Here is a 10,902-nt window from a genome sequence, read left to right as displayed (position 1 = left end):
GGCCACCTTGCTGATACCGCGACGGCTCATATCCTCATAGATCTTCTGCGCCGCCATACGGTCGGTATGGGGGGTCTTGAAGGTCCATTTCTGCACCGGATCGATGATCTTGACCGAACCGGCCAGGGAGATGAAGGGGATCCCCGCCTTGTCCACCAGCGGCATCACCGAGAGGGTGGAACCGGAGGTGGAGCCGCCGACGATGACATCGACCTTATCCTTCTGGATCAGCCGCTTGGCGAAGTTGACCGCCTCTTTGGCCTTGCCGCCGGTATCATAATGCACCAGCTCCACCTGACGGCCGTCGATACCGCCCTTGGCATTGATGTTCTCGATGTACATCTGCAGGGTCTTCAGCTCCGGATCACCCAGAAACGAGGCCGGACCGGTCACCGCCAGGAAGGTACCCACCTTGATCGGTTCCGCCGCCACAGCTTGACCCAATGTGCCCAGCGTCATTACGGTGCCTAGGGCCAGGGCGAGTATGCTTTTTTTAATGTTCATATTGAATGATCGCTCCTCAATGCTCTGTTTGTAAGTTGTTGTGTATCGTGCGATTGAAGGGTGCTGTGATGCAGTACACCGCCAATGCAGAACACTACTATACATTTTAATTATTACCTCGCGAAACCTATGGTAAATATCCCCTGCGTTGCCCAGAAAATGAAAAATAATTCATATTTAACTAGGCTGGATGTGTTAGTTAGTGCCCTTTTATCGCATGTGCCGGGTACTGACAGGGCAGAAAAGGCTAACTGACTCGGGATAAAAACCCTTGAATTGCCGTTGTTTAAGGATTCGAGTGGTGAGCATAACGGCTAGGGTGGTCTGGGGTCAACAGGTTGGGAGAAAAATGGAGTGATTTATTTTGCGACTGGAATGCTATATAACTGAATGTAATTAAAGTAAAAAATACCGTTTCAAATGTAAGTAAATAGTTTTTTTCTGGTTTTTTTGCAAGGTAATGATGAACTATTTTACCTAAGGTGGGCAGGGTAAATCGTCGGACATGAATAATACTTCATGCCAGACGATTGGAATTACGCGATAAGGTGGGCCTTCAGTTTACCCATGGCCGCTTTTTCAATCTGGCGAATGCGCTCGGCGGAAACGCCGTATTTGTCCGCCAGCTCATGTAGCGTCATCTTCTTTTCCGCCAGCCAGCGGGCTTCAAGGATCTCTTTGCTGCGATTATCCAGTCCTTCCAGGGCCAGATAGAGCTGGTTCTTGTCATTCTCTTCGGTATCGGCGCTCTCCAGTTGACGGGAGGGCTCCATCCGCATATCGGCCAGATAGGCGGCCGGCGCGGGGGCTTGATCATCATCGTTGTGATCAACGCCGTCAAATGCCAGATCATGGTTGTTCAGACGGCTCTCCATCTCCAGCACGGTTTCAGGTTTGACCCCCAGGTCTTTGGCGACACCTTCCACCTCTTCCTGGGAGAACCATCCCAGGCGTTTCTTCGAGCTGCGCAGGTTAAAGAACAACTTACGTTGGGCCTTGGTCGTAGCCACTTTGACGATGCGCCAGTTACGCAATACATATTCGTGGATTTCCGCTTTGATCCAGTGGACAGCAAAAGAGACCAGGCGTACACCGTGGTCGGGATCAAAGCGACGTACCGCTTTCATCAGGCCGACTGTGCCTTCCTGAATCAGGTCGGGCAGGGCCAAGCCGTAACCGGCATAGCCCCTGGCAATGCGGATGACAAAGCGAAGGTGGGACATCACCAAGGCGCGCGCCGCCTCCAGATCGCCCTCTTCCTGCAGTCTGACTGCCAAGCTACGCTCCTCTTCGGCGCTCAGCATCGGCAGCTGATAGGCAGCGCTGATGTAGGCATCGATACTGCCGGTGGGCAGTGTGTTTGCGATAGCGAGTTCTTTGCTCATCTGAAATACCCTAGTTGTTTAGTCTGGTATTATATTAGCACTCTTGAATATGGAGTGCTACTACATATTAGCACTCGCGGGGTATGAGTGCTAATAGCTGAAATGGTTCCTCAATATAACGAAAAATTTGTAATCCGGTCGTTCCTGGCGGGAGCGGCGGTGAGGTGAAGAGGATTAGCTTGGTTCTATCTCGTTGAGGTGCCGACCTACAGCGATCCAGGAACCGGCCAGCCCGAGTAGCGTACTACCACCAAGCAGAATCAGCAGGGTACCGAAGTTAATGCCACTTAACTGAAAGCCGCTTTGGTAGAGGCCGGCCAGCTGTTCGACCGGATTATCCAGCAGTAACAGAGAGATGGAGACCATCAGCCAAGCGGAAATTCCGCCAAACAGACCATACCAGGCTCCGTTGTAGAGGAAGGGGCGGCGGATGAAGGCGTTGGTGCCGCCGATCAGCTTGGTGATCTCGATTTCGGCGTGCCGGTTCTGAATCTCCAGCCGAATGGTATTGCCGACAATCAATAGGACCGACATGCCGAGTAACGAGGCCAGGATAATGATGCCGCGTTGGGCGATTTCGGTGATGGCATGAAAGCGTTTTACCCACTGCAGGTCGAGCTGGGCAAACTCCACCTCGCGGTGCTTCTTGAGCCGGGTGAGCAGCGCCTCGGCTTGGGCCGGCTCGGTGTGTTGCGAGTTTGGTTCCACGATTAGCAGTGAAGGGAGGGGGTTTTCTTTCAACGTCTCGACAACACCGGAAAAGCCACTGAGTTGGCGGAACTCGTCCAACGCCTCGGCTTTGCTGACCCACTTAACCTGGTCGATGGCCGGGTCGTTTTGCAATTGGGCGGCCAGTTTTCGGGCTTGCTCGTCACTGGCTTTCTGGGTCAAAAACAGTGAAATGCTGGCCGCTCCATCCCAGTTTCCGCTGAGCGCCTCCACGTTGCCCAGCAGCAGATAGAGGCCGGACGGCAGCGCCAGGGCGATGCCGATCACCAGGGTGGTCATCAGGGTGGAGAGGGGTGTTCGGATCAAGCGGCCGAGGCTGGCCAAGGCGACTTGCAGGTGGCGCATCAACCAGATATCGGCCCGCAACGAACTCCGTGGGCTGATACGTGCGGAGCGTTTTTTACGTGACCGGCGCATCAGCTAGCGACCTCGCTGGCGCTGTCCCGGGCCAAGCGGCTCTTCTCCAACACCAGGATCCTTCGATTCATGCGCGAGATGAGATTGAGATCGTGGGTGGCGATCAGCAGTGTGACGCCCACATCGTTGAACTGTTCAAACAGGCTCATGATCTCGCGGGAGAGTGTGGGGTCCAGGTTGCCGGTCGGTTCGTCCGCCAGCACTACCGGCGGTTTACTGACCACGGCACGGGCGATGCCCACCCGCTGTTGTTCGCCGCCGGAGAGGGTGATCGGGAGATTCTTCTCTTTGGTGAGCAAACCCACCTTGTCCAGTGCGGCGCGCACCCGCCGTCCAATCTCGATATGGCCCAGACCGGCCACCACCAACGGCATGGCTACATTGTCGAATACCGTGCGATCGTAGAGCAGGCGATGATCCTGGAAGATCATCCCAACTTCGCGGCGGTGATAGGGGATCTGGCTGCGTCCCAGTCGCGTCAGGTTGCGTCCGGCCACCCGCACCTGTCCTCGGGTGCTGCGTTCCAGCAGTCCGATCAGCTTCAGCAGGGTGCTCTTGCCGGCGCCCGAGTGGCCGGTGAGAAAGACCATCTCGCCCGGGTCGATATGAAAGCTGACGTTACTCAGGCCCTCGTGTCCACCGGGGTAGCGCTTAGTGACGTTGTCGAAGTGAATCATCGGCGGCGATGGGTTGGGGTTATTCCGCAAACAGGGCGTTGACGAACTCAACCCCGTCGAAGTGTCTGAGATCCTCGATCGCCTCGCCCACCCCGATAAAGCGTATCGGCAGCCCGAGCTTTTCGGCAATGGCGAAGACAATCCCCCCTTTGGCCGTGCCATCCAGCTTGGTGAGGGTAATGCCGGTCAATCCCACTGTCTGATTAAACTGGGTCGCCTGATTCAACGCGTTCTGGCCGGTGGTGGCGTCCACCACCAACATCACTTCATGGGGTGCCTCGGGATCGATCTTCTTCATCACCCGGGCGATCTTCGCCAACTCCTCCATCAGATTGCCTTTGGTGTGGAGGCGCCCAGCGGTATCGGCAATCAGTACATCGACGCCGCGCGAGGTGGCCGATTGCAGGGCGTCGAAGATGACCGAGGCGGAGTCGGCGCCGGTGTGTTGCGCCACCACCGGAATATTGTTGCGTTCCCCCCAGGTCTGGAGCTGCTCCACCGCCGCGGCGCGGAAGGTGTCGCCGGCGGCCAGCATCACGCTCTGTCCCTCATCCTGCAGGCGCTTGGCCAGTTTGCCGATGGTGGTGGTCTTGCCGGCCCCGTTGATGCCCACCATCAGGATCACCTGGGGCTTGCCGGGTTGCGCCGCACGCACCGGTTGGTCGCATCGGTTGAGAATCTGCTGCAGTTGTTCTTTGAGCACGGTCGTCAGGCGTTCCGGGTCAGACAACTCCTTGCGTTTTACCCGACCGGCCAGTTCATTGATGATGCGGGTGGTGGCATCCACCCCCACATCAGCCATCAGTAACAGAGTCTCCAGCTCTTCCAGCAGATCGGCATCGATGCTCTTGCGACCCAGTACCAAATTGGCCAAGCCGTCGGTGAAATTACTGCGGGTCTTGGTCAGGCGGTTTTTGAGTCGGGTAAAGAGCCCTTCCTTAACTTCGGGTTCTGTCGGAACGGCCGATTCAACGGGTGTAGGTTGGGGTGGTTTCTTCTTTCCAAATCCGAACATGCTGGTTTATCCGGTATGCCATTGAACTGATGACAATACGTCTTGTCTCTTTAAAGGAAATCCGGCCCTGGACTTTATACGGCGCAGTGAAAATAATCTGCAGGCCGGTTTTAAGTGTTAAAGTCGGATCGTAACATTTTGCGGGGAATCAACCTATCCCTGTTGTCTCCTCAGATAACCATAGGGTGTCACGGAACACATTATGAGACTACTCGTCAGCGCAGCGTTACTGCTGCTTTCCAGTCCGGTATTGGCCAATACGGTACTGATGGATAATCAGGTGCACGAAACCGTACTCGATAACGGTATGAAGGTGATTGTAAAAGAGGACCACCGGGCGCCGATCATGGTCTCTCAAGTCTGGTACAAGGTGGGGGCTTCCTATGAGCCGGATGGTATTACCGGTATCTCCCATGCCCTTGAACACATGATGTTCAAGGGGACGCCCTCCCATCCACCGGGCGAATTCTCCCGCATTATTGCCGCCAATGGCGGTACCGAAAATGCGTTTACCGGCCGCGATTACACCGCCTATTTCCAGACCATGTCGAGCGATCGGCTGGGTATCGCCTTTGAGTTGGAGGCGGATCGGATGCGTCATCTGTCACTCCCGGCCGAAGAGTTCGCCAAGGAGATTGAGGTGGTGAAGGAGGAGCGTCGACTGCGCACCGAGGATAAACCGACTGGCCAGTTGTACGAACAGTTCGCGGCGGTCGCCTACCGGAGTCTGCCTTATGCCAATCCGGTGATTGGCTGGATGAACGACCTGGATCATCTGCAGGTGGAAGACCTGGCGGACTGGTACCGTCTCTGGTATGCCCCGAATAACGCCACCCTGGTGGTGGTCGGTGATGTGGATCCGAAAGCGGTTTTTGACCTGGCAAAAAAATATTTCGGTCCGCTGAAGCAGGAGCGGATCCCGACACTTAAACCACTGCGGGAACCGCCGCAGAAGGGTGAAACGCGCTCGGTGGTGAAGATACCGGCTAATGAACCTTATCTGGTGATGGGCTATAAAACGCCGGCGATGACCACGGCGCAGCGCGCTTGGGAACCCTATGCGCTGGAGATGCTGGCGGCGATCCTGGATGGTGGCAATAGCGCCCGGTTTAGCAAAAACCTGGTGCGTGGCAGTGAAGTGGCTGTATCGGCCGGTGCCGAGTACAACGCCTACACCCGCCTACCGGGCATGTTGACGTTGGACGGTACCCCGGCCAGGGGGCACAGCATCACCGACTTGGAAAAGGCGTTGCGGGAGGAGATAACCCGCCTGCGCAGCGAACCGGTACCGGAAGAGGAGTTGGAGCGGGTGCGCACGCAGGTGATCGCAGCCAAAGTATTTGAGCTGGATTCGGTCTTCTATCAGGCGATGCAGATCGGCATGCTGGAAACCATCGGCCTCGATTGGCGTGTGATGGATCGCTATGTAGAGGCGCTTAAGCAAGTGACGCCGGAGCAGGTGCGTGAAGTGGCGCAGCGTTACCTGACGGATGAAAATCTGACGGTTACCCGGTTGGATCCGTTGCCGATAGAGAGCGGCAAATCGGTTCGCGGTTCGGCAGGGGGACGTCATGGGGGTTAAATTGATGAGTTTTAGACTGCTGGTACTGTGGCTGTTACTGTTTTCGGGACATCTTTGGGCGGGGCCGGCCATCCAGAGTTGGACCACTGAAAAGGGTGCTCGGGTGCTGTTTGTGCCGGCACCGGAGTTACCCATGGTGGATGTACGGGTGGTATTCGACGGCGGAAGTGCGCGCGGTGCGATTCCCGGCGTCGCTTCCCTGACCAGTGCGCTGCTGGAAGAGGGCGCCGGCGAGTGGAATGCCGATGAGATTGCCGAACGGTTGGATAGCGTTGGCGCCAATATGTCGGTCAGTTCTCAGCGTGATATGGCGTGGCTGTCGGTGCGTACCCTGACCGAAAAAAAGGCGCTGACCGTCACCATGGATACCGTTGCCCAGGTGCTGGGCGCACCGCGCTTCGATGCGGCCGATTTTGAACGCAATCGCAAGGCGATGCTGGTGTCGCTGAACCATGATGAGCAGTCACCCGGCACGGTGGCGCAGAAGACCTTCATGCACACCCTGTTCGGGGAGCACCCCTATGCGGCCGAGGTGGAAGGTACCGAGGCATCCTTGGCGCGTATCACCCGTGAGGATGTGATTGCACATTATAAAAAGTACTATGTAGCGAAGAATGCGGTCATTGCCATTGTTGGTGCGGTGGAACGGGCCGAAGCGGAGCGACTGGCGGAATTGGTAACCAGCGGCATGCAAGCGGGCGAGCGTGCCCCCGCGTTGCCGCCGGTTTCCGATCTGCAGGCAGCCCGTACCTTGAATCTGCAATTTCCCTCGAGTCAGTCCCATATCCTGATGGGGCAACCCGGTATGCATCGGGGTGATCCGGACTATTTCATTCTTTATGTGGGTAACCATATCCTTGGCGGTAGCGGGTTGGTCTCCCAGTTGAGTGAAGAGGTGAGGGAAAAGCGTGGACTCTCTTACAGCGTTTACAGTTATTTTTCACCGATGCGCCGCAACGGCCCGTTCCTGATCGGGGCCCAGACTCAGAACGCCAAGGCCGGGGAAGCGCTGCAGGTTATCAAACAGACGTTGGCACGCTTTATTGAACAGGGACCGAGCGAGGATGAGCTGAAGGCGGCCAAACAGAACATTACCGGTGGCTTCCCGCTACGCATCGCCAGTAACAGCAAGATACTGGAGTATATCGCCATGCTGGGATTCTATGATCTGCCGCTGGATTATCTCGACACATTTGTCGACAAGGTGAATAGCGTTACCCGCGAGCAGATTCGCGAGGCATTCCAGCGTCGCATCAAACCGGATCAGTTATTGACGGTGGTGGTGGGTAACGAGCAGAAGCCTGCACAGGTCAATTGAGCCAATGGCGAAACGGCGGCGCTCCGGACCCGGATCGGGCCACAGTAACCAGATCCGAATCATCGGTGGCGTCCATCGTGGGCGCCGGTTACCGTTTCCCGATAGTCCAGGACTAAGGCCTACCGCCGATCGCACTCGTGAAACCCTGTTCAACTGGCTGCAACCGCTGTTACCTGGGGCGCGCTGTCTGGATCCCTTTGCCGGCAGTGGCGCACTGGGTTTTGAAGCGGCGTCCCGCGGTGCCGGGCAAGTCACCCTGCTGGAGCAGAATAGGCAGGTTGCCGAGCAGTTGGAGGCAAACCGGGCACTGTTGGCATTGTCACAGGTGGATGTTCATCAAGCCAACGCCGTCGACTGGCTGGAGCGATCGGCAGAGCCCTTCGATATTGTCTTTCTGGATCCGCCGTTTGCCGATCAGCTGCTCGGCGACTGCTGCGAGAAACTAGAACGGAACGGCTGGCTGGCGGATGACCCGCGTATCTACCTGGAGTGGGATCTGCACGGACCGGCTCCCTCAATCCCCGGGAACTGGGTCCTGCTGAAGGAGAAGAGGGCCGGTCAGGTGGCCTTTGCGCTCTATACCCGTTGATTCCTGTACCTACCCTTTTTTCCGCATGCCTCGGAAAATCGGGCAACCATGGGAACGTGGCCCTACGCCGTATCGGAAATAACCACCACCGTCCTGTAGGGGTAGGCCCCTGTGCCTACCTGGGTTTCAGATACGCCGGAAACAGCGGGCAACCACAGGGGGTTGCCCCTACACCATATTTATGGTGCTCCGCCGGATAAGCCCATCCCTGGGCAAATCCGCTCCCGGCCATCCCTGGCCTCCGCTGGATAAACCCATCCCTGGGTAAAAAATCCGGGGAAAATGAGATTTCTCATTTGACATTGTCTCATTCGATACTATTATCTCGCACCCTGGGGAATAAAATGGGCTCGATTCGCCTCAAGGGGCGGGGTCGGGTTCTTCGCGGTAAGGTGCAGCGTTGAAATCAGGCGGATTCTGCATCCATTACCACATTACTTGTAACGTTATCGATTGCCGTCGGGTTCCATCGTGAGTCGGGCAACGAAATACGCAGGACATCTGTTATGGCCATTGCAATCTACCCAGGTACATTCGATCCCATTACCAATGGTCACACCGATCTTATTCACCGGGCCGCGAAACTGTTTGACAAAGTGATCGTTGCCGTGGCGGCGAGCAGCGGCAAGCGTCCCCGTTTCTCGTTGCAGGAAAGGGTGGATCTGGCCAATCGGGTATTGGCGGGTGTGGAGCGGGTGGAGATCATCGAATTCGATAGTCTGCTGGTTGATTTCACCCGGCGATGCAAGGCCGATGTGATCCTGCGTGGTTTGCGTGCGGTATCCGATTTTGAGTATGAATTTCAGTTGGCGGGGATGAACCGGCGACTGGCGCCGGAGGTGGAAACCATGTTTCTCACACCGGCTGAGCAGTTTGCCTATATTTCCTCAAGCTTGGTAAAGGAAATTGCAGCCCTGGGGGGAAATGTGTCAGAGTTTGTCCACCCCCTCGTGGTCGAGGCGCTGAACGGCAAGCAGCCGGTTTAATCGAGAAGATTTGAGGTGAAGGACCTCTTTCAGGAGTTTGTATTATGGCATTAATGATTACTGATGAGTGCATCAACTGCGATGTGTGCGAGCCGGAGTGCCCGAACGGGGCCATCTCTCAGGGCGATGAGATCTATGAGATCAACCCTGAACTCTGTACCGAGTGTGTTGGGCACTACGATGAACCCCAATGTGTAGAGGTCTGTCCGGTTGACTGTATCCCCAAGGATCCGGATCACGAGGAGACGGAAGAGGAGTTGATGGAGAAATACGAACGCATCACCGCCTAACGGATGCGATCACTCCACTGCTGTAACCGATATCCCGCCCCATGGCGGGATATCTGTTTTCACTAGGCTATTCAGCCCTGTCAGGCCACCGGTAGATGGGGTCGGAACATAAAGAATACCGCCCCCATCAGACACAGTGCCGCCCACAGGAAATCGAGCCGTAACGGCTCCTTCATATAGAAGACGGCAAAGGGGACGAAAACCGACAGGGTGATCACCTCTTGCAGTATCTTCAATTGGCCCAGGTTGACCGTTGTGTAGCCGATACGGTTGGCCGGTACCTGCAGCAGGTATTCAAACAGAGCAATACCCCAGCTTACCAAAGCGGCAATCAGCCAGGGCTTCTGGCTCAAGTCTCGCAGATGGGCGTACCAGGCGAAGGTCATAAACAGATTACTGACCAGCAGCAACCCGATAGTGATGCTAAGAGGCGGCAGGTTGAGCGCCATGGATGACTTTGCCTCCGTGACAAAGCGGGGTGGTGGATTTGGCGCGATCATACAACAGAAATGTGATCTGTCTGTAACGAAATCGATGCCGCACCGAGTGCGGTTATTGCTGCCGGTTTCAGCCGGTCAAAAACTGCTCCCGCAACTGCTCGAGTGAGACCTTGGCGGACTCGTTCCGCTCTGTTGGATAGATAGGGTTAGCCCGGAAAATGACGCCGGTTGTCATCCGGTCGCCCTGCTGCATACGTTGCGCGGCCAATAGCGGATCGGCGGTAGCCCCCTCCACCTGCTCATGCACCACCTGTTTCCACTGTTTCTGTTCCGGATGGTACGTGACACAGGGACTCAGCACATGGACAAATGCGAAGCCGGGATATTGGATCGCCTCGGTAATCAGGTCGGTCAATCCGCTGGGGTCGCCGGAAAATCCCCGTGCAATGAATCCGGCACCGGAGGCCAGGGCGATAGCGGCCGGATTGAAGCTGGGCAGGCCGGTCCCGTGTGGAGTCAATTTGCTCTCCGTCCAGTCTGGCGGGGTGGTGGGAGACGCTTGCCCCTTGGTCATGCCGTACACTTCGTTATCCATCACGATATAGGTCAGGTCGAGGTTGCGGCGGCAGGCGTGCATGAAGTGATTGCCGCCGATGGAGAAGCCGTCCCCATCGCCGCCGGTTACCAGCACGGTCAGTTCCGGCCGGGCCGCCTTTAGTCCGGTGGCAATCGGCAGGGCGCGCCCGTGGATACCGTGGAAACCGTAGACATGGGTGTAAGCGGGCAACCGTGATGAGCAGCCGATACCGGATACAATCGCCACTTGCTCACGCGGCAGGGCCAGATGAGCCAGCGATTTGGTGATGGCGCTGAGTACGGCAAAGTGGCCGCAACCCGCGCACCAGATCGGTTTGACGTCCGATTTGTACTCTTTGGGTTTAAGCGGAGGTTGGGGAGCTGTGCCGTGCAT

Annotated in this window: 12 protein-coding genes; 5 read left to right on the top strand and 7 right to left on the bottom strand. The window is 56.6% G+C overall.

The window, feature by feature from the left end:
• The 5 genes from ACQY5R_RS13320 to ftsY form a co-directional block, all read right to left on the bottom strand.
• Positions 1-504: ABC transporter substrate-binding protein (locus ACQY5R_RS13320; protein WP_428609318.1), on the bottom strand; the 504-nt coding region annotated here is incomplete at its 3' end.
• A 536-nt stretch (positions 505-1,040) separates the two neighbouring features.
• Positions 1,041-1,889 carry an RNA polymerase sigma factor RpoH gene (gene rpoH / locus ACQY5R_RS13315; RefSeq protein ID WP_428609316.1) on the bottom strand — a complete coding sequence of 283 codons (849 nt, stop codon included), beginning with the start codon at positions 1,887-1,889 and terminating at the stop codon, positions 1,041-1,043.
• A gap of 174 nt (positions 1,890-2,063) precedes the next feature.
• Positions 2,064-3,035, bottom strand: coding sequence for a permease-like cell division protein FtsX (gene ftsX / locus ACQY5R_RS13310; RefSeq protein ID WP_428609314.1), 972 nt, complete (start codon positions 3,033-3,035; stop codon positions 2,064-2,066).
• Positions 3,035-3,712, bottom strand: coding sequence for a cell division ATP-binding protein FtsE (gene ftsE, locus ACQY5R_RS13305; protein ID WP_428609311.1), 678 nt, complete (start codon positions 3,710-3,712; stop codon positions 3,035-3,037). Before ftsE ends, ftsX begins: the two co-directional genes overlap by 1 nt.
• Positions 3,713-3,731: 19 nt before the next feature.
• The gene (gene ftsY / locus ACQY5R_RS13300) at positions 3,732-4,727 is read right to left on the bottom strand and encodes a signal recognition particle-docking protein FtsY (RefSeq protein WP_428609308.1); all 996 of its coding nucleotides are present in this window, start codon (positions 4,725-4,727) and stop codon (positions 3,732-3,734) included.
• Positions 4,728-4,929: 202 nt separating this feature from the next.
• On the opposite strand from ftsY, the gene ACQY5R_RS13295 reads away from it, so the two are divergent.
• The 5 genes from ACQY5R_RS13295 (at position 4,930) to ACQY5R_RS13275 (ending at position 9,492) form a co-directional block, all read left to right on the top strand.
• A complete protein-coding gene (locus ACQY5R_RS13295; protein WP_428609305.1) occupies positions 4,930-6,309 on the top strand; it encodes a M16 family metallopeptidase in 1,380 nt (459 codons plus the stop codon).
• A 4-nt stretch (positions 6,310-6,313) separates the two neighbouring features.
• Positions 6,314-7,627, top strand: coding sequence for a M16 family metallopeptidase (locus ACQY5R_RS13290; RefSeq protein ID WP_428609302.1), 1,314 nt, complete (start codon positions 6,314-6,316; stop codon positions 7,625-7,627).
• 4 nt (positions 7,628-7,631) lie between these two features.
• Positions 7,632-8,216: a 16S rRNA (guanine(966)-N(2))-methyltransferase RsmD gene (gene rsmD, locus ACQY5R_RS13285; RefSeq protein ID WP_428609299.1), complete on the top strand. Its 585-nt coding sequence runs from the start codon at positions 7,632-7,634 to the stop codon at positions 8,214-8,216.
• Positions 8,217-8,722: 506 nt separating this feature from the next.
• Positions 8,723-9,202 carry a pantetheine-phosphate adenylyltransferase gene (coaD, locus tag ACQY5R_RS13280; RefSeq protein ID WP_428609297.1) on the top strand — a complete coding sequence of 160 codons (480 nt, stop codon included), beginning with the start codon at positions 8,723-8,725 and terminating at the stop codon, positions 9,200-9,202.
• 44 nt (positions 9,203-9,246) lie between these two features.
• Entirely contained in the window at positions 9,247-9,492 is a 246-nt protein-coding gene (locus ACQY5R_RS13275) for a YfhL family 4Fe-4S dicluster ferredoxin (RefSeq protein WP_428609294.1), read from the top strand.
• 80 nt (positions 9,493-9,572) lie between these two features.
• Here ACQY5R_RS13275 and ACQY5R_RS13270 read toward each other — a convergent pair whose 3' ends face one another.
• Complete coding sequence (locus tag ACQY5R_RS13270; protein WP_428609292.1) at positions 9,573-9,992, bottom strand: DMT family protein; 420 nt, start codon at positions 9,990-9,992, stop codon at positions 9,573-9,575.
• Between the two features lie 67 nt (positions 9,993-10,059).
• Positions 10,060-10,902, bottom strand: a complete 843-nt coding sequence (locus tag ACQY5R_RS13265) for a 2-oxoacid:ferredoxin oxidoreductase subunit beta (RefSeq protein ID WP_428609288.1) — start codon at positions 10,900-10,902, stop codon at positions 10,060-10,062.

The sequence above is a fragment of the Sedimenticola sp. genome (genome assembly GCF_050289425.1).
Lineage (GTDB): Bacteria > Pseudomonadota > Gammaproteobacteria > Chromatiales > Chromatiaceae > Sedimenticola.
Note: the sequence above shows the minus strand (reverse complement) of the source record. Positions and strands in the feature narration are given on the sequence as shown.

What these genes read in the sequence shown, in the direction of transcription:
- rpoH (WP_428609316.1), bottom strand. Translation starts at nt 1,889, where the DNA reads ATGAGCAAAGAACTCGCTATCGCAAACACACTGCCCACCGGCAGTATC.
- ftsX (WP_428609314.1), bottom strand. Translation starts at nt 3,035, where the DNA reads ATGCGCCGGTCACGTAAAAAACGCTCCGCACGTATCAGCCCACGGAGT.
- ftsE (WP_428609311.1), bottom strand. Translation starts at nt 3,712, where the DNA reads ATGATTCACTTCGACAACGTCACTAAGCGCTACCCCGGTGGACACGAG.
- ftsY (WP_428609308.1), bottom strand. Translation starts at nt 4,727, where the DNA reads ATGTTCGGATTTGGAAAGAAGAAACCACCCCAACCTACACCCGTTGAA.
- ACQY5R_RS13295 (WP_428609305.1), top strand. Translation starts at nt 4,930, where the DNA reads ATGAGACTACTCGTCAGCGCAGCGTTACTGCTGCTTTCCAGTCCGGTA.
- ACQY5R_RS13290 (WP_428609302.1), top strand. Translation starts at nt 6,314, where the DNA reads ATGAGTTTTAGACTGCTGGTACTGTGGCTGTTACTGTTTTCGGGACAT.
- rsmD (WP_428609299.1), top strand. Translation starts at nt 7,632, where the DNA reads ATGGCGAAACGGCGGCGCTCCGGACCCGGATCGGGCCACAGTAACCAG.
- coaD (WP_428609297.1), top strand. Translation starts at nt 8,723, where the DNA reads ATGGCCATTGCAATCTACCCAGGTACATTCGATCCCATTACCAATGGT.
- ACQY5R_RS13275 (WP_428609294.1), top strand. Translation starts at nt 9,247, where the DNA reads ATGGCATTAATGATTACTGATGAGTGCATCAACTGCGATGTGTGCGAG.
- ACQY5R_RS13270 (WP_428609292.1), bottom strand. Translation starts at nt 9,992, where the DNA reads ATGATCGCGCCAAATCCACCACCCCGCTTTGTCACGGAGGCAAAGTCA.
- ACQY5R_RS13265 (WP_428609288.1), bottom strand. Translation starts at nt 10,902, where the DNA reads ATGCACGGCACAGCTCCCCAACCTCCGCTTAAACCCAAAGAGTACAAA.